The 16686-nt window shown below is 68.5% G+C and carries 15 protein-coding genes; 4 read left to right on the top strand and 11 right to left on the bottom strand.

All coding sequences use genetic code 11. The features are described from left to right. From M3G03_RS08310 to sucB, 4 genes are all read right to left on the bottom strand, one after another. Nucleotides 1-762: a DUF4191 domain-containing protein gene (locus M3G03_RS08310; protein WP_259809235.1), complete on the bottom strand. Its 762-nt coding sequence runs from the start codon at nt 760-762 to the stop codon at nt 1-3. Nucleotides 763-796: 34 nt separating this feature from the next. Continuing rightward, nucleotides 797-1735 carry a lipoyl synthase gene (gene lipA, locus M3G03_RS08305; RefSeq protein WP_259809234.1) on the bottom strand — a complete coding sequence of 313 codons (939 nt, stop codon included), beginning with the start codon at nt 1733-1735 and terminating at the stop codon, nt 797-799. 111 nt (nt 1736-1846) lie between these two features. Beyond that, on the bottom strand, nt 1847-2617 hold the full coding sequence (gene lipB / locus M3G03_RS08300; protein WP_259809233.1) for a lipoyl(octanoyl) transferase LipB: 771 nt from the start codon (nt 2615-2617) through the stop codon (nt 1847-1849). A gap of 127 nt (nt 2618-2744) precedes the next feature. Next, nucleotides 2745-4580 (bottom strand): 2-oxoglutarate dehydrogenase, E2 component, dihydrolipoamide succinyltransferase, encoded by a 1836-nt coding sequence (gene sucB / locus M3G03_RS08295; RefSeq protein ID WP_259809232.1) that lies wholly within the window; start codon nt 4578-4580, stop codon nt 2745-2747. 167 nt (nt 4581-4747) lie between these two features. Here sucB and M3G03_RS08290 point away from each other — a divergent pair, with 167 nt between their 5' ends. From M3G03_RS08290 to M3G03_RS08275, 4 genes are read left to right on the top strand one after another with little or no spacing between them, the layout of a single operon-like run. Then, nucleotides 4748-5935, top strand: coding sequence for a DegT/DnrJ/EryC1/StrS aminotransferase family protein (locus M3G03_RS08290; RefSeq protein WP_259809231.1), 1188 nt, complete (start codon nt 4748-4750; stop codon nt 5933-5935). Next, nucleotides 5932-6672 (top strand): hypothetical protein, encoded by a 741-nt coding sequence (locus M3G03_RS08285; RefSeq protein WP_259809230.1) that lies wholly within the window; start codon nt 5932-5934, stop codon nt 6670-6672. Before M3G03_RS08290 ends, M3G03_RS08285 begins: the two co-directional genes overlap by 4 nt. Next, nucleotides 6669-7406: an amidohydrolase family protein gene (locus M3G03_RS08280; RefSeq protein ID WP_259809229.1), complete on the top strand. Its 738-nt coding sequence runs from the start codon at nt 6669-6671 to the stop codon at nt 7404-7406. The genes M3G03_RS08285 and M3G03_RS08280 overlap by 4 nt, the downstream gene beginning before the upstream one ends. 44 nt (nt 7407-7450) lie before the next feature. Beyond that, a complete protein-coding gene (locus M3G03_RS08275) occupies nt 7451-10018 on the top strand; it encodes an SMP-30/gluconolactonase/LRE family protein (RefSeq protein WP_259809228.1) in 2568 nt (855 codons plus the stop codon). A gap of 71 nt (nt 10019-10089) precedes the next feature. On the opposite strand, the gene M3G03_RS08270 is transcribed toward M3G03_RS08275, so the two are convergent. Genes M3G03_RS08270 through M3G03_RS08240 form a run of 7 tightly spaced genes read right to left on the bottom strand, consistent with a single transcriptional unit; the run spans nt 10090 to nt 16618 of the window. Beyond that, nucleotides 10090-11115, bottom strand: coding sequence for a dihydrodipicolinate synthase family protein (locus tag M3G03_RS08270; protein ID WP_259809227.1), 1026 nt, complete (start codon nt 11113-11115; stop codon nt 10090-10092). After that, nucleotides 11115-12155, bottom strand: coding sequence for an NAD(P)-dependent oxidoreductase (locus M3G03_RS08265; protein WP_259809226.1), 1041 nt, complete (start codon nt 12153-12155; stop codon nt 11115-11117). The genes M3G03_RS08270 and M3G03_RS08265 overlap by 1 nt, the downstream gene beginning before the upstream one ends. Beyond that, entirely contained in the window at nt 12148-13368 is a 1221-nt protein-coding gene (locus tag M3G03_RS08260; protein WP_259809225.1) for a DegT/DnrJ/EryC1/StrS aminotransferase family protein, read from the bottom strand. Before M3G03_RS08260 ends, M3G03_RS08265 begins: the two co-directional genes overlap by 8 nt. Next, nucleotides 13365-14135 (bottom strand): amidohydrolase family protein, encoded by a 771-nt coding sequence (locus tag M3G03_RS08255; protein ID WP_259809224.1) that lies wholly within the window; start codon nt 14133-14135, stop codon nt 13365-13367. The genes M3G03_RS08260 and M3G03_RS08255 overlap by 4 nt, the downstream gene beginning before the upstream one ends. Further along, nucleotides 14132-14899 (bottom strand): amidohydrolase family protein, encoded by a 768-nt coding sequence (locus M3G03_RS08250; RefSeq protein WP_259809223.1) that lies wholly within the window; start codon nt 14897-14899, stop codon nt 14132-14134. Before M3G03_RS08250 ends, M3G03_RS08255 begins: the two co-directional genes overlap by 4 nt. Next, nucleotides 14896-15705: a carbohydrate ABC transporter permease gene (locus M3G03_RS08245; protein ID WP_259809222.1), complete on the bottom strand. Its 810-nt coding sequence runs from the start codon at nt 15703-15705 to the stop codon at nt 14896-14898. The genes M3G03_RS08250 and M3G03_RS08245 overlap by 4 nt, the downstream gene beginning before the upstream one ends. Nucleotide 15706: 1 nt before the next feature. Further along, nucleotides 15707-16618 carry a carbohydrate ABC transporter permease gene (locus M3G03_RS08240; RefSeq protein WP_259809221.1) on the bottom strand — a complete coding sequence of 304 codons (912 nt, stop codon included), beginning with the start codon at nt 16616-16618 and terminating at the stop codon, nt 15707-15709. Nucleotides 16619-16686: the final 68 nt, after the last annotated feature.

Below are 16686 nucleotides of genomic sequence, written 5' to 3'. Positions count from 1 at the left end.
TCAGCGGCCCCGCATGGCCTGGCGGGCTCCGCGGACGTTGACCGGGCCCTGGGGTACGGGCAGGCGCTTGCGCATGGCGTCGATGGCTGTGAGACGCTTGCGCACCTCGGCGACCTGGGCGGCGTCCATGGTCTTGGGCATCTTCTTGATGTGGTCGGCGAGGCGATCCAGCGGGACTTCGCCCTCACGCTTGCCCATGACGATGGTCTTGGCCTTGACGCCGTAGGCGACCTGCTCGTGGCGCTTGACCTCGGTGGCCAGCAGCTTCCTGACCCGGTTCGGGTCACCCTCACCGATCAGCAGCAGGCCGGCCGGGCCGAGCGCGCGGTGGACGACGTCCATGTCACGGGTGGCGTTGATGGCCGGATTGATGACCCACTTCTTCTTGTCCAGCATGCCCAGGGCGACCTCGGCCGAACCGGGCTGGCCCTCGAATTTCTTGTAGGTGGCGCTCTTGATGCGACGCAGGAAGAACATCATCGACAGGGTGATGCCCAGCATGATGCCGATGAGGACCCACAGCACGGTGGGCCGGAGCAGGATCCCCAGGACGATGCCGAGCACGACGCCACCGACCAGCGGGCCGACCAGCCACCACTTCAGCTGCGGGTCGATTTGCGAGGCCATCTTGTAGGTCTCGCGGAGCTGGCGCATCTGCCCCCAGTCGCGGGGGTCGTCGGAATTCTTCCTGCGTTCCTTCTCGGCCCGGGCCTCGGCCTTCTGCTTGGCCTCGAGTTCCTTGGCCTTCTCGCTGCGCGCCATCAGTGCGTTCCTTGGTGCTGGTGGTGGGTGGGGATCAGAGTGCCACGGGGGTGCCGCGCGATTCCATCGCCTGGCGGTAGAGGCGACCGGCGCGGTAGGAGGAGCGGACCAGAGGCCCGGACAAGACGCCGGAGAAGCCGAGCTCGAGGGCCTCCTCCTCGAGCTCGGTGAACTCCTGGGGAGTGACCCAGCGGTCGATGGGGTGGTGCATCGCGCTGGGGCGCAGGTACTGGGTGATGGTGAGCAGCTCGGTGCCGGCGTCATGGAGGTCCTGCATCGCCTGGCTGATCTCCTCGCGGTTCTCGCCCATGCCCAGGATCAGGTTGGACTTGGTGACCAGCCCGAAGTCACGAGCCTTGGTCAGCACGCCCAGGGAACGCTCGTAGTTGAACGCCGGCCGGATGCGCTTGAAGATGCGGGGGACGGTCTCCAGATTGTGGGCGAAGACCTCCGGACGCGACTCGAAGACGGTGTGGAGTGCGCTCTCCTCCCCGCGGAAGTCGTCGACGAGCAGTTCGACGCCGGTTCCCGGGTTGAGCTCGCGGATCTGCCGGCAGGTCTCGGCGAACAGCCAGGACGCGCCATCGGGCAGGTCGTCTCGGGCGACACCGGTGACTGTGGCGTACTTCAGGCCCATCTCGCGCACGCTCTCGGCGACGCGGCGGGGTTCGTCCTTGTCGTAGCCCTGGGGGCGTCCGGTGGCGATCTGGCAGAAGTCGCAGCGTCGGGTGCAGGCGTCGCCGCCGATGAGGAAGGTGGCCTCGCGGTCCTCCCAGCACTCGAAGATGTTGGGGCAGCCAGCCTCCTGGCAGACGGTGTGGAGCCCGCCGTCCTTCACGCGATTCTTCATGTCGCGGTACTCAGGCCCCATTTTGGCCGTCGTCTTGATCCACGACGGTTTCTTCTCAATCGGGGTCTGGGAGTTCTTGGCTTCGATCCGCAGCAGGCGGCGTCCCTCCGGTGCAACAGTCACCCCGCGAGTCTACCCCCTCCCGCCATGGGCTCCTTGCCCTCCGCCTCTGCCCGCTTGTCCGCGCAACGAGGATGTGCAGCGCTCCCGGGCGGGCAGATCATCTCCACGTGGTCAGCGGGAAGTGGCCTCGAGGTCTGGTGACGATTCATAGGGTTCGAAACGCAGCATCTCGGTGAGGAAGGGTTCAAGTGCGCGGCCGGCTTCCTCCAGGGTCGGTGCCCAGCCCTCCTGCCCGGGACGCCGGAGCTCGCCCGGTCCGCTGAGTTCTGCGCCGACCGACGTCACGCCGGCGTCACTGATCCCGCACGGCACGATGTTGTCGAAGCCGCCGATGGTGTTGGACAGGTTCAACGCGAACCCGTGGATCGTGGTGCGGCGGCTGACCCGGATCCCGATGGCGCAAATCTTGCGCTCGGGGCGGGGGCCGCGCGGGTCCTCCGGACCAGTTGCAGCCAGCCAGACCCCGGTGCGATCTCGGACGCGTCCGGTCTGCAGGCCGAGCGTGGCCAGATAGCGAATGATCGCCTCTTCGACGCGACGCACGTAGTCCACGACCCCGACCCGGTCGGGGAGGTGGACGATGGGGTAGCCGACGAGCTGGCCGGGGCCATGCCAGGTGATCTTGCCCCCGCGGTCCACGTCGACGACCGGGGTGCCGTCGAAGGGACGCTCATGCGGTTCGGTCTTGCGTCCTGCCGTGTACACCGGCTCGTGCTCGACGTAGAGCACCTGGTCAGGAGTTTCATGCGAGGCGACGCGTGCCTGTACCTCGCGCTGGTAGTCCCAGGTCGGCAGGTAGGGGGAGAGCCTGGGCGGGTCCTCGGTGAAACCCAGGTACTGGAACTCGAGGCCCTCGGGGTGCTGCACGCTCTGCTCGCTCACCCGGATGAGCCTACTCCGCGCGTCACGCCACGGGCCACGCCGACGATCCCGGCCCTGGGTGGGCACAGCAGGGGGCCCGGTCCACATGGACCGGGCCCCGATTCAGCTACTCAGCAGAACTGCGAACTCAGAGTTCGCTGGCGAAGTCGCCGTCTTCCAGGCGGGCCTTGACGGCCTGCAGGAAGCGGGCGGCGTCCGCGCCGTCGACCAGGCGGTGGTCGTAGCTCAGCGACAGGTACATCATGTCGCGGATTGCGATGGTCTCCCCGCCCCACTTGTCCTCCAGCACCACCGGACGCTTCACCAGCGCGCCGGTGCCCAGGATCGCGACCTGGGGCTGGTTGATGATCGGGGTGTCGAACAGGGTGCCGGCCGACCCGTAGTTGGTGATGGTGAAGGTGCCACCGGACAGGTCATCCGGGGTGACCTTGTTGTTGCGGGTGCGATCGGCCAGGTCACCGATCTTCTTGGCCAGACCGGTGATGTTCAGGTCACCGGCATCCTTGATGACCGGGACCAGCAGGCCCTTCTCGGTGTCGACCGCGATACCGATGTGCTCGGCATCGGAGTAGGTGATGGTGCCGGCCTCTGTGTCGATGGTCGCGTTGACCTTCGGGAACTGGCGCAGCGCCTCCACGGTGGCCTTGGTGATGAAGGGCAGGTAGCTCAGCGAAGCGCCGTTGCGCTTCTTGAACTCGTCCTTGTGCTCACGGCGCAGGTGCGAGATGGCGGTCAGGTCGACCTCCACGGTCGCGGTGAGCTGGGCCGAGACCTGCAGCGACTCCACCATGCGCTTGGCGATGGTGGCGCGCAGGCGGGTCATCTTCTCGGTGGTGCCACGCTTGCCGGACTGGTCGGACGCCGCAGCGGCGGCGGGGGTCGGGGCAGCAGCCGCGGGAGCAGCAGGCGCCGAGACAGCCTTCTTCTTCTCCTCGGCAGCAGCGAGGACGTCCTGCTTGCGGATGCGTCCACCCACGCCAGTACCTGTCAGGGACGACAGGTCGATGTCGTGCTCGGCAGCGAGCTTGCGCACCAGCGGGGTCACGTACACCGAGTCGTCGCCAGCGGCGCGACGTGCAGCGGGAACCTGCTCCTCGGACTCGGACGGGCGGGTCTCGGGCGCCTTCGGGGTCGGGGCAGGTGCCTGCTCCGTGGCGGGCTCTGCCTGCTTCGGCTCGGGCTTGGGCTCCGGCTTGGTCTCCGGCTTGGGCTCAGGCTTCGGCTCGGGCTTGGGTTCCGGCTTTGGCTCGGGCTTGGGTTCCTCCTGCGTCGGGGCCTCCTGCGTCGGGGCGGCGTTGGCGTCACCGATGATGGCGAGCACGGCGCCGACATCGGCGGTCTCGTCCTCCTGGACGCGGATCTCGAGCAGGGTGCCGGCGACGGGCGAGGGGATCTCGGTGTCAACCTTGTCGGTCGACACCTCCAGCAGCGCCTCGTCAGCCTCGACGGTGTCACCCACGGCCTTCAGCCAGCGGGAGACGGTGCCTTCGGTGACCGACTCGCCCAGGGCGGGGAGGGTGACCTCGGTGCCCTCGGCGGCGCCACCGCCGGAGGAGGACTCCTTGGGGGCGGCGTCGGTGCCGGCCGGCTCGTCGGCGTCAATGACCTGGGGGTTGTTCTCCTCGGTGGCCCGCTGGGCGGCGTCCTGGGAGCTGTCCTCGGAAGGGGCGTTCTCGGCGCGCTGGTCAGCCTGCTCCTCAGGCTGGGCATCGGCACCGGCCTCTCCGGCCTCACCGATGATGGCGAGCACGGCGCCGACCTCGGCAGTCTCGTCCTCCTGGACGCGGATCTCGAGCAGGGTGCCGGCGACGGGCGAGGGGATCTCGGTGTCAACCTTGTCGGTCGACACCTCCAGCAGCGCCTCGTCAGCCTCGACGGTGTCACCCACGGCCTTCAGCCAGCGGGAGACGGTGCCTTCGGTGACGCTTTCGCCAAGGGCGGGCAGGGTGACTTCAGTCGACATGACGGGGAGGCTCCTTTGCTGAGTGTGTCGTTCGCCAGCCTATCCCCTGCCTTGGGCCTCGTGCACCGCTCCAGCCGATTGAGCCCTCGACCTCTCCCGCAGAGGGTTCGGAAACGGTTTACTGTGGTGGAACGGGTCGCCTGCGAAGCTCACGAAGGAACAACGACGTGTCACGAACCATCATTCCTCTCACTCCTCGCCAGCCCTTCGGCCCCGAGGCCCTGGCCAACTGCCAGCAAGCGCTGGCAAGCGGACGCCTGTCGTCGGTGGACGGACCGTTCACCTCCGAGCTCGAGCGCCGCTTCGCGCAGTTCTACGGAGCCGAGCACGCAGTGTCAGCATCATCGGGGACGGCCGCCATCCACTCGGCCGTGGCGGCCCTCGGCCTCGAGCCCGGCACCGAGGTCATCGTCGGCCCGATCACCGATGCCGGCTCGATCACCCCGCTGCTCTACGAAGGGCTGATCCCGACCTTCTGCGACCTCGACGAGCACCTCGCGATGACGCCCGAGACGATACGCCCCGCGATCACCGAGCGCACCGGCGCCATCATGATCATCCACCTGTTCGGGGGAGTTTCGGACTCTGCAGGCATTCGACGTCTCGCCGACGAGCACGGCCTCCGGGTGCTGGAGGACTGCAGCCAGGCGCATGCCACTCGCCTGGGAAGTCGTCATGTCGGCACCTTCGGTGACATCGGCATGTTCAGCATGCAGCAGAGCAAGCACCTGACCAGCGGGGACGGGGGCGTCTGCATCACCGACGACCCCGACCTCGCCCAACGACTGCGGCTCTTCCGCGACAAGGGATGGGACCGCAGCGCCACCGCGAAACGCTCCTACCCAATGCTGGGCCTCAACTACCGCATCACCGAGCTGCAGTCCGCCGTCGCGCTCCCGCAGCTCGACACCCTCGAGGCCGTCGTGGCGCGACGGCGCGAGCTGGCCGGGCGACTGGACGCAGCCCTCTCCACGGTCCCCGGATTCTCCCCGTGGGTATCGCCGCCCGCGGGGGAGGCCTCCTACTGGTGCTACCCCTTCTTCGTCGAAGCCGATCGCCGCGACCCGATCGCCGCCCGTCTCACCGAGCGAGGGATACCGGTGACCCCCGGTTACATCGGCGCCCCCATCTTTGAATGCCTGGTGGCCACGCAGGACCGCCAGACCTTCGGCGACTCGCAGTACCCCTTCACCCTCGCCCGCCCCGACTTCGACTACGGCGACGTCGACCTCCCGGTCACCCGCGATGCCCTCTCCCGCGTGATCGTCTTCTGGCTCCATGAACACCTGACCGACGCCGAGGTGGACGCGGTGGCCGAGGCCGTCCGTGAGGCGATCGCCGAGGATGAACGATGACCGAGGAGTGCTGGGACGTCGACCTCCTGGTCGGTCGGGAACCCTCCACTGCCGTGCGGGTGACGCCGGAGGAGCTGGCGGAATGGGCGTCTGGCGCGGGCGTCCGGGGCGGCATCCTGGGCAGCCTGCGGGCGGTCCACTTCGACGCCGCCAGCGGGAACGATGAGGCTCGTCGGGTGGCAGAAGAACTCCAACGTCGGATTCCAGGCATCGTCCCTGCCGTCACGCTCGAGACGCGGGATTGGCTCGGAACCCGAGCGATCCTGCGGCAAACACCGCCAGGCAGCGTCGTCCGGCTCGCCCCGGAACACCAGGACTGCCAACCGACCCACCCCGGGTTCAGGGCGATCATCACCGAATGCGTGGAGCGCGAGATGGTCATCCTCTGCGAAGGCGACCTGCGCCGATGGGGGCCGGCTCTCGCGGGGCGTGGCGCCGCTGTGGTGTTCCTGGACGCGCACTTCTACCACCTGGGCGATCTGGTCGCCCTGTTCAGCGAGGAGCCCGGTTTCCACACCTCCACGCGCCTGCTGAACGGTCCCGACTCGCTGGAGATCGTCCGCGATGAACTCGGTGTCGAGCGTCTGGTGTTCGGTTCCCGGGCCGGTCTCCACGAGGGCGCCTCGGCACTGGCCCGACTCAGGACGAGCACTCTCTGCCCGGCCGACCGTGCGGCTGTGGCCGCCGGCAACCTGCGTCGGCTGCTGGGGCTCGACCAGGAAGCAGACCTGTCATGATCGTCGACGCCCACGCCCACTGGGGCCCGTGGTTCTTCTCCATGGAGACCGGTTCCGTGGCGCTCAATTCCAAGCTCATGGATCGCTTCGACATCGGCTGGCAGCTGGTCAGCGCGATCGAGGCGATCACCTATGACGCCCCGGCCGGGAATCGGTCCCTCGACCAGGTGTTGTCCGCCGATGGTGCTGATCCGCGCCTGTTCGGCCTGGTCACCGTCGACCCCCGCGAACTCGGCGCTGCGCGCGAGGACCTGCAGCGACTGTCCCGCCCGCAGTGGGTTGGGGTGAAGATCCACACCCACTACTCGGCCACGCCGATCAGTTCTGCCCCCATGCAGGCAGCCGTGGAGCTGGCAACCGAGTTCGGGTTGCCGGTTCTGGTGCACACCTGGGGTGAGGACCTGCTCGACCTGGCAGCGCTGGCCGCCCGCGTCCCCGGCAGCCGCCTCATCGCCGGCCACATGGGTGCGGGAGCCTGGCGTCGCATCCCCGAAGCGCGCGAGATCAGTGACCGGATCTGGTTCGAACCGTGCTGGTCGCAGCCCGAGGCCAGCCGCCTCCGGTGGGTGCTCGACCAGATCGGTCATGACCGGCTGGTGTTCGGCACCGACGCCACGCTGATCGACCCGTCGGTCACCCTCGGCGCGGTGCAGGCTGCTGGGCTCACCCCGGGGGAATGGGACGCGGTCATGCGTGTCAATGCGATCAGCCTGTTCGACCTGCCCACCCCTTGAAAGACCTCTTGACAGGCATAGTAAACGTATTCTTATACTTCGTCATGGCAACCACTGTTGGCGCATCGACGCGCACCGGGCCCCATCCGTTGGCCCTTCTGATGGCTGTACTGGTCGGGTTGGCGAGTGTCGCAGCCCCCCTCACAGCCCACGCTGCCACCACGGTGACGCAGCTTCCGTCCCTTCCGCTCACCTCCGTCACGGCGCCCGGGTCCGTGACCGGCACCGGCCCCAACGGCGAACCAACGATCTACTGGATGTCGTCAGGCAACCCGGCGATCTTTGCGGGCACCCATGCCAGGACGGGGGAGGTGCTGGTCTCCATGCCGGTGCCCACCGCCCAGGGGTCCTGGACTCTGACTCGCCACAAGAGTGGGGACATCTACATCGGCAGCTACGGTGAGGGCCGCCTGTTCCGCTACGTCCCCGGCGCCACCGCGCTGGAGGACCTGGGCGAGATGGCGCCCGGGGAGACCTTCATCTGGTCGACCACCCAGGACGAGAATGGCGTCATCTACTCCGGCACGGGCCAGTTCGGCGGGCACGTCGTCAGCTACGACCCGGCCACCGGTGCCAAGCGCGACTACGGCACCTGGGGCGACAATGACCGGCCGATCATCCAGCGCGGGATTGCCGCTGGTCTTGGACGCATCTGGGTCGGTTCGGGGCCCACCCCCCAGCTGACCGAGATCGACATCGCCACAGGGGCCCGCACGAACATCCCGTTGCCCGACGTGCAGGGCCAGAACTATGTGATGGACCTGGACCTGCGCGGTGAGCTGCTCTTCATGCGCGCCAGCACCAGTGGCTCCCCGATGCCGCTGCACGTCTACGACGTCAAGGCCGGGAAGTGGATCGAGTCCATCGACAATGCCGCTGGGCTTCGGGTGTCCGAAACATCCCCCGACGGCCGCTACATCTACTTCGTCCGCAACAACACGCTGCATCGCTACGACCTGGAGCAGCGGGCCTGGGAAGCCACCTCGTTCAGTGGAATGGGCGACATGCGCGCTTTCGGCTGGCTGGACCTCCAGGATCCGGCCTGGCCGGGCATGACACTGGTGGGCGCCAAGCACACCGGCGCTGTCTGGCGGTGGAACCCCACCACCGGCAAGGGCGATTCCTACATGTCCGACGTCCCGGGTGCTCCCGCGAATCTCCGCTCCGCCACCGAGGGGCCCGACGGCAGGATCTATTTCGGTTCCTACCTGGGTGGCGGTCTGGCGAGTTATGACCCGCGCACCAATGCCACCGAGTTCATCTACCGCATCCCGCAGGCCGAATCGATGACGAGCCACGACGGGGCCGTCTACGCCGGCGGCTATCCCCGTGCGGAGGTCTGGCAGTACCGCCCCGACCAGCCCACGGTCGCGGGCCAGAACCCCAAGGTGGTCCTCAACCTCTATGACCAGGGCCAGTCGCGCATCTGGGCGATGGCCTCCGCGGGCCGCTACCTCGCCGTGGGTACGGTTCCGCACAACGGAGCGACGGGCGGCCTCCTTGCCCTGGTCGACCCGCGCACCGGTGAGAACTGGACGGTCAAGGTCGCAGGGGGGCAGTCGGTGGTGGGCCTGGTCCACCGAGACGGAATCCTCTACGGAACCACCTCGGCCTTCGGCGGATCCGGTGCCCCCCGCCCGACGGACATGAACTCCCATGTCTTCGCCTACGACATCGAGAAGCGCACGATGCTCTGGATGATCAACCCGAAGCAGGGCGAGGGTGCCCTGGGCGAGCTGGCCTTCGACAAGGCCGGAAACCTGTGGACCGCCGGACCCACCAGCGTCCACAAGCTCGACCCGGCGACCGGCGCGCTGCTCGCCACCCGCACCTACGAGCCCTTCCCGTGGAACACGGTCGAGTACGTCTGGGTGGGTTCACACCTGTGGACTGACCCCCAGACCGACAAGCTCATGGTGACCGCCCAGGGAGCGGCCTACGAGGTCGACCCCCTCACCCTGGAACGCACTCGGGTGTTCCGACCCGTCTCGGTGGCCTTCACGACCAACTCCGGCGTGAACTACGCCCTGCGGGACATCAGGGCGTGGCAGTGGACCACCCATGCACCCGTGGCTGCCACCCTCACCGTGGAACCCACCGTGAGGCTGGGAGCCTCGACCACGATCAAGGTCGAGGGTCTTGGGGCGAACGAGCCGGTCACCCTGCGCCTGCGTCCCAGCGGAGACCTGCTGGCGAATGTGGTCGCGGACGCCCAGGGAAGGGTGAGCTACACCCACACCGTGCCCCTGGCGGCATCCCTCGGCGCGGGAGCGGTGGAGGTCGAGAGGCCGCTCACCAGGGGCATCCTGCGGAAGACCTGGACCACCGCGGAACAGGCCTGCACCCGCACCATCACTGGCTCTGCCAAGGGAATCGTCGTCCGCTCCGGTGAGGTGGTGTGTGTTCGGGACGCTGCTGTGCGCGGTGGGATCACGGTCCTCGCCGGGGGGCAACTGTTCCTGGAGAACAGCGGCGTCCGTGGAGAGGTCAATGCCAGCGGTGCCGATGCCGTCGTGATCACCGGCTCCTCGGTACGGGGCAGCATCATCCTGACCGGGGTGCGTGACTCGTTGGTCAAGGATTCCACGGCCACCGGCCGGATCATCCGCTGACGACAGAACTCAGCCCCGCACCTCGACAGCCAGTCGGGGTGCGGGGCTGAGTCGCGTTTCCGGGATGTGGTTCAGGCGTTCAGCCAGCGGTCCCGGTTCTCGGCGATGAACTCCTCATCGAGCAGCCAGGGGTGCTCCGAGCGGACGCGCCGGATCAGCTCCGACTGGCCGGCTGACACCCGCTCCGACTCGGAGAGGCAGGTGGCGGAGGCTGCGATGCCCTGCTGGCGGAGCACCTCGTTGACCCCGGCGACGCAGCCGGCGAAATTGTTGGCCACGTCGAAGACGGCCGCGTTCACCTCGGTCAGGTCCTGGCCGAGCGCCAGGAGTTCGGCGGGCACCTGATCGCCGCACTCGAGGGACTGGTGGGTCAGGCTCACTGCGGCTCGGGTACCGACGGCGAACTGGCCGAGCAGGCCGCCCTGGACGCGCAGCTCCCTGACCTCGCCGCCGACGTCGAGCCGGTGGGGGGTGACCAGGTCGGCGATGATCGAGTCATCGTTGCCGGTGAGCAGCGCCACCTGGTCCCAGCGGTCAGAGCGCAGGATCGAGCGGGCGACATCCCGGGTGCGGTACCGGTCGAAGGGGGCGGCCTTGATGCCGGCCACTGTGTCGACGTCGACCAGTTCGCTCCAGAAGGTGTCTGGCAGGTGCACACCACCGACCGATTCCTGAAGGTAGAAGCCGATGGTTGGCATCACCTCCCCGACAGCGCGGGCCCGTTGGAGCAGAGCTTCCGGAGTCACCTGGGCCATACCGCTGGAGCAGAGCAGGGCTGCGGCGAAGCCGAGCTCGGTGGCGACCGTGGCTTCTGCGTGGGCCTGGGGGACGTCCCCGCAGATCCCGGCCACCAGGGTCACCGGCCGATCGGCGGTGGACACCTCGTCGCGGACCAGGGTCCAGAGTTCCCGCAGCGCGACCGGATCGTCGTGCAGCTCGAACTGGGTGGTGTGGACGCCGACGGCCAGCCCGTCGACCCCGGCGTCCAGGTAGTAGCGCAGCAGGGCGCGCTGACGGGCCCAGTCAATGCGTCCCGAGTCGTCGAGGAGCAGAGGGGTGGCCGGAATGGCGCCGGCGAGATTGACTTGATCGTTCATCAAAACTTCCCGTCACGAGTCTGGAATTTGGTGGCCTTGCCCAGCTGGGCGCCTCCGCGATTGATCCACTCAGCCACCCAGGCGAGTGCCTGTTGCAGCGGCACGGTGGGGTAGCCGTAGAGCCCATGGCAGAGCGCGGCATTGCTGAGGAGGGCCTCGGGGGCCTCGGTGCCGGTCAGCGTGAGCTCCCGTCCGAGCAGGTCCGCGAGCTGGGTGGCCAGGGAGCGGGTGGAGGCGGTTTCGGGCCCGGTACCGTTCAGCACGAAGGGCGGCGTTCCGGCCTGGGCGATGCTGCGGATGCTCCACTCCGTGGAGTCGCGCTGCCAGACCAGGTTCACCGCACCCATGGTCACGTCGACCGGTTCACCGGCCATGATCGTGGACGCGATGTCGGCGAGCACCCCGTAGCGCAACTCGACGGCGTAGTTCAGGCGATAGATCGACACCGGCGTCCCCCAGGCGTGCGCCGCATGGGTGAAGGCCTGCTCGCGCGCCAGACAGCTCTGCGCGTACGCCCCGACCGGGCCGACCGGGTCGGACTCGCGGCAACCGCCGCTGGTGGGGTCGACGAAGGGATACACATTGCCCGAGCCGTAGACCACGGTCGGGACGCCCCGATAGCGGGCTGCCGCCATGCCCGGTACGACGGCGTTCATCCACCAGGTCAGGTGCTCGTTACCGCTGGTGCCGAACTTGTTCCCGGCCAGGAAGAACATCGCGCCCGCGTCGGGCAGGCCCTCCCAGCAGCCGGGGTCGGACAGGTCGGCGCTGATGGGCTCCACGCCCCAACCCGCCACGCGGTCGCGGACCTCGGCATCGGACCAGCGGGACACCGCGAGCACGCGTCGGCTCGACCCCGCCTCGTCGAGGGCCCGCTGGATCATGCGCACCAGCGTCGGACCGACCTTGCCGCCAGCGCCGAGGACCACGATGTCACCCTCGGTGGTGGCCAGCGCCTCCCCGACTGCGGCGGAGGGCCGAGAGAGCTCGTCCTCCAGTGCCTCGACGGTGGCGGGGAATCCTGTCATCAGATCATTCATGGTTGCTCCTCGAGCGGGGGTCGGAAAGGACGCGGGAGAATGCCTCAGCGGTCTGGTCTGCCACCTCGGGGTCTGCCATCAGCAGGTTCTGGCGCAGCCACAGGGTGGAGGCACAGAATCGGTCGGTGCCCGGGGCGGGCAGACAGCGGGACACCTCAGCGATCGCCGGGATCCGGTGGAGGCCGGGGTAGCCGGCATCGGTCGGGACCCCTTCTGCGGCGAGGGCCTGCAGCACCCAGTCCTTGGTCGTGCCGTCGGCTGCGGTGGGGTCGCTGTCGGGGTTGAGGTCGATCATCGCCAGGTGGCGCGTGTCGCGGGTGGTGCCCTCGGGGCAGGGCGCCACCCTCGCCGGGACGCCTCGCCGGGCCAGGCCGTCGCTGAAGGCGTCCACGAAGGCATTGCGGCGCGTGATCTGCTCGTCGAGTCGGTCCAGCCAGGGCAGCAGGATCGCAGCCTGGAACTCGGTCATGCGCAGGTTCCAGCCGATGCGCTCATGGCCGTACCACGCGCCCCGGCGGCTGCGTCCGACATTGCACACCGACCACAGCAACTCGCCCAGTTCGGCGTCGGGGGTGGTGAGGATGCCGCCCTCGCCGGCGGTCATCGCCTTGGAGGACTGGAACGAGAAGGAGGCCGCGTCACCCAGGCTGCCCGCGGGACGACCACGGTAGCTGGCGCCGTGGGCCTGGGCCGCGTCCTCCAGCACCGGGAGGCCGCGCTCGCGCGTGATCGGAAGGATCTGGTCCATGTCGCAGGGCGACCCGGCGATGTGCACCACCATGACGGCCCGGGTCTTCTCCGAGAGAGCCTCCTGCAGCGTCTGGGCGCTCAGGTGGCCATCGTGGGGGTCCACATCGGCGATGACCGGGGTGGCTCCGAGCATGGCCACAGCGGTGGCGGACGCGACGAAGGTGTAGGCAGGGACCACCACCTCATCACCCGGCCCGACTCCCCAGGCGGCCAGTGCGGCCGAGAGCCCCACGGTGCCGTTGACGGTGGTCACTCCCGAGACGCAGCCGTGGCGCTCTGCGAAGCGCTGGGCGAAGGTGTGGCAGAGCTCTCCGGAGGTGGCACCCCAGCGCCCCGACCGCAGCACCTCCTCCTGCAAGGCCCGTTGCTCCTCGGTCGCCGGCGGCGGCCACGATGGCCAGGGGGAACCCTCGCCGAGAGGGAAGAGTGGGGCAGCGCCGTCGATGGCGAGCGGGGGCGTCACGGTTGTCCTCCTGGGGGTAGCAATCGGTGTCCGAGAATGCGGGTGAGGTTGCCACCGGCAACTGCGGCACGGTCCGAGGGGGAGAGGTCGGCTGCCAGCAGCCGACCCACTGCGGTCCGCGGATCGAGGAAGAGGGCATCGCTGCCGTAGAGCACCTTCTCGGCCCCGGCCTCTGCGACCACGCGGGCGAGCCAGCGCCGGGTCAGGCGTGAGCTGCCGGTCTCGAACCACAGGTTGTCGACCTCGGCCGCGAGCCGGGCGGCGCGAAGCAGCCCGTACTGCCACAGACCACCGTGCCCCGCCAGCAGTGGCATGCTCCAGCGTCGCGCCACCGTCGCCGCGACCGTCGGATCGCTGAACAGCGAATCGGTCTGGGTGTGTGCCAGCACGGGAACGCCGCGTTCGCTGGCCAACGCGAACAGGGGTGCGTAGGCGGGGTCGTCCAGCCCCACCTGGTGGGTGTCGGGGTGCAGCTTGACACCCCACACCCCGGGCAGGTCGAGCTGATCCCGCAGCTGCGCCAGGGACTGCGGGTGGTGGGGGGAATGGACCAGCCACACGTACAGCCGCCCCGGGTGCGCCCGGGCAGCCTCCAGGGCGAGGCGGTTCCCGGTGTCGGTGTCGTGGCCGACCCCCACCATGTGGGAGATGCCGGCCGCCTCCACGCCGAGGTCGGAGAGGATGCGGGCCAACCAGTCGGCGTCCGGGCGGGGGATCAGGAAGTCACCCCAGCTGCCGATGTGGGCGTGGGCGTCGAGGATCCTCATGCCCCCACCCCCAGGAGTCGGGCCGCGTTGCCGTGGGCGATGCGCTCCACCTGGTCACGGGGCAGGTCGAGGTGGCGCAGCAGCCAGGTGGCGCCGGCGTCGTCATTGACCGGCCCCCCGGTGCCGAAGACGAGCCGCTCAGCGCCCGCCACCGCAGCGAGCCATTCCACCCCGCCGGAGGTGTTGAGTGTGCCCACCTCGGCGAGGACGTTCGGGGCCGCTTCCAGCAGCTCGGCGGTGCGGCGCAGCTCCCGGTAGCCGGGGTTGAGCGCCACCACGGTCAGCTCGGGGAAGCTGCGAGCGAGGGCGCGGATGCCACCGAAACCGACCTCGGAGACGTCGAGTGAGACGGCACATCCGGCGTCTGCCAGCGTCCCCCACCAGGCCATGGCGGGGGGTGAGTCCAGGCTCCAGCGGTGGCGTCCGGGGCAGGCACGCACCATCCGGACGCCAGCAGCCACCAGCTGGTCGGGGTCTGCGGGCCACCCTCCACCCGGGGCGGCGGGAAGGATGAGCGGCACCACATGCACGCGGCCCTCGACCCAGCCGGCCAGCGGGGACGGAAGGGGAGCGTGGGTCGCGTCGCGTCCACTGGGATCACCGCACCACTGCCAGGACAGCACCGCCGAACAGGAGGTGACCCCGAGCTCGTCGAGGTCGCCGATCAGGCCGCCCACCGTGTCGGTGGGGACCTGGTCGTCCATCAGCGGGCCAAGGATTCGGTGCAGGTCGTGGATCACCAGGCCGTCATCCATGCCGATCATCCCTTGATGCCGGTGGATGCCACCGAGGCGACGATGTGGCGCTGCAGGAGCAGGAAGATCACCAGGCACGGGATGACCGTCACCAGCGCACCGGCCATGACCTGGGCCTGGGGCACGGTCTCGGTATTCAGCGTCGCCAGACCCACGGTCAGCGTCCGCATGTCGTCCGTCTGTGCCATGACCAGCGGCCACAGGAAGTCGTTCCAGTGCCACAGGAAGACGAAGATGCCCAGGGTGGCCAGGACCGGACGGGTGAGGGGGAGCACGATCTGCCAGAACGTGCGCCACTCACCGGCCCCGTCGACTTTGGCGGCGTCGAACAGCTCATCGGGCAGGTCGCGGATGAACTGGCGCATCAGGAAGACCGCCTGGCTGTTGGCCAGGGTGGGCACGATGAGGCCCCAGTAGGTGTCCACTCCCTCCAGCCGCGAGATCAGCACGAACATCGGGATGAGCGTGGCCTGGACAGGCACCATCAGCGTGGCGAGGAAGGACCAGAAGATGAGGTCGCGGCCCGGGAAGCGCTTCTTGGCGAAGGCATAGCCGGCCATCGAGGCGGTGAGCAGGATGATGACCACCGAGACCGCGGCGTAGAGGAAGGAGTTCCACGTCCAACGCAGGAAGTTGCCGGCGGTCAGCGTGGTGCGCAGATTCTGCAGGGTGAGGCTCTCGGGCCACTGCTGGGGGATGGTCGGCGCATTCGGCGGGCTGACCGCCAGCACGATGACCATGACGAACGGCAGCACCGTGGCGATGCTGAACAGCAGGGCAATCAGGTGCGCCCAGGTCAAGCGGTGGGTACGCATCTCAGCCCTCCGCCCGGTCAAGGAGTGCACGCTGGACCAGCGAGATCAGGAACACGATCATGAACAGGACAACTCCCACGGCCGAGGCGTAGCCGAAGTTGAAGAATCGGAAGCCCGACTCGTAGAGGTGGTAGACGAGGCTGTAGCTGGCGCGGGCCGGTCCACCGCCGGTCATGACGTAGACCGTGTCGAAGACCTGGAAGGCGCCAATGGTCTCGATGACCAGCACGAAGAACAGTGAGGGCTTCAGCAGCGGCAGCGTGATCTTCCAGAACCGTTGCCAGGCGGAGGCACCGTCGGTCATGGCCGACTCGTAGAGCTCACCGGGGATCGTCTTCAGGCCGGCCAGCAGGATCAGCATCGAATAGCCGAACCCGCGCCACACCGAGACCGTCGCCAGGCTGGCCAGGACCGTCACCCGGGAGCCGGTGAGGAAGCCGATGGCGGGGGCGCCGAGGTTGGTGAGCATTTCGTTGAGTGGGCCCTGCACGTTGAAGATCCAGCGCCAGATGATGCCGGCGAGCACGAAGGAGGTGACATAGGGCAGGAACAGCGCGCCGCGGAAGAAGGAGGAGCCCCACACGATCCGGTTCAGGACCAGCGCGGTGACCAGGGCCGTAACCACCATCAACGGAACATAGATGGCGGCGTAGATGAGGGTGGTGGCCAGGGCGTTGCGGGCGACCTCGCTGCCCAGGAACTTGGTGTAGTTCTCGAAGCCGACCACGTCGTACTCGCCGTTGAGCTTGTAGTTGGTGAAGCTGAGACCCACCGCCCCCAGGGTCGGGACGAACCGGAAGATGATGAACAACACCAGCATCGGGGCCACGAACAACAATCCGGCGACGGCGCCATCACGGCTGACGACGCGTGGGCGGCGGCTGGCCTGCAGGGTGCCTGGGGTGGGGGGCATGGCTTCCTTCATGGGGGGACGTGGCGGTGGTGGTGGAGGGCGTGTCGCGGCCCGGGCCGCGACAACGG

This window comes from Aestuariimicrobium sp. p3-SID1156 (assembly GCF_025144225.1).
Taxonomy (GTDB): Bacteria; Actinomycetota; Actinomycetes; order Propionibacteriales; family Propionibacteriaceae; genus Aestuariimicrobium.
The sequence above is the reverse complement of the archived record's forward strand: the minus strand, read 5'-3'. Positions and strand labels throughout refer to the sequence as shown.

Excerpts from the sequence above, each read along its gene's own strand:
- M3G03_RS08245 (WP_259809222.1), bottom strand. The coding sequence starts at position 15,705 with ATGCGTACCCACCGCTTGACCTGGGCGCACCTGATTGCCCTGCTGTTC.
- M3G03_RS08275 (WP_259809228.1), top strand. The coding sequence starts at position 7,451 with ATGGCAACCACTGTTGGCGCATCGACGCGCACCGGGCCCCATCCGTTG.
- M3G03_RS08310 (WP_259809235.1), bottom strand. The coding sequence starts at position 762 with ATGGCGCGCAGCGAGAAGGCCAAGGAACTCGAGGCCAAGCAGAAGGCC.
- M3G03_RS08265 (WP_259809226.1), bottom strand. The coding sequence starts at position 12,155 with ATGAATGATCTGATGACAGGATTCCCCGCCACCGTCGAGGCACTGGAG.
- sucB (WP_259809232.1), bottom strand. The coding sequence starts at position 4,580 with ATGTCGACTGAAGTCACCCTGCCCGCCCTTGGCGAAAGCGTCACCGAA.
- M3G03_RS08250 (WP_259809223.1), bottom strand. The coding sequence starts at position 14,899 with ATGATCGGCATGGATGACGGCCTGGTGATCCACGACCTGCACCGAATC.
- M3G03_RS08285 (WP_259809230.1), top strand. The coding sequence starts at position 5,932 with ATGACCGAGGAGTGCTGGGACGTCGACCTCCTGGTCGGTCGGGAACCC.
- M3G03_RS08240 (WP_259809221.1), bottom strand. The coding sequence starts at position 16,618 with ATGCCCCCCACCCCAGGCACCCTGCAGGCCAGCCGCCGCCCACGCGTC.
- M3G03_RS08280 (WP_259809229.1), top strand. The coding sequence starts at position 6,669 with ATGATCGTCGACGCCCACGCCCACTGGGGCCCGTGGTTCTTCTCCATG.
- M3G03_RS08255 (WP_259809224.1), bottom strand. The coding sequence starts at position 14,135 with ATGAGGATCCTCGACGCCCACGCCCACATCGGCAGCTGGGGTGACTTC.
- M3G03_RS08270 (WP_259809227.1), bottom strand. The coding sequence starts at position 11,115 with ATGAACGATCAAGTCAATCTCGCCGGCGCCATTCCGGCCACCCCTCTG.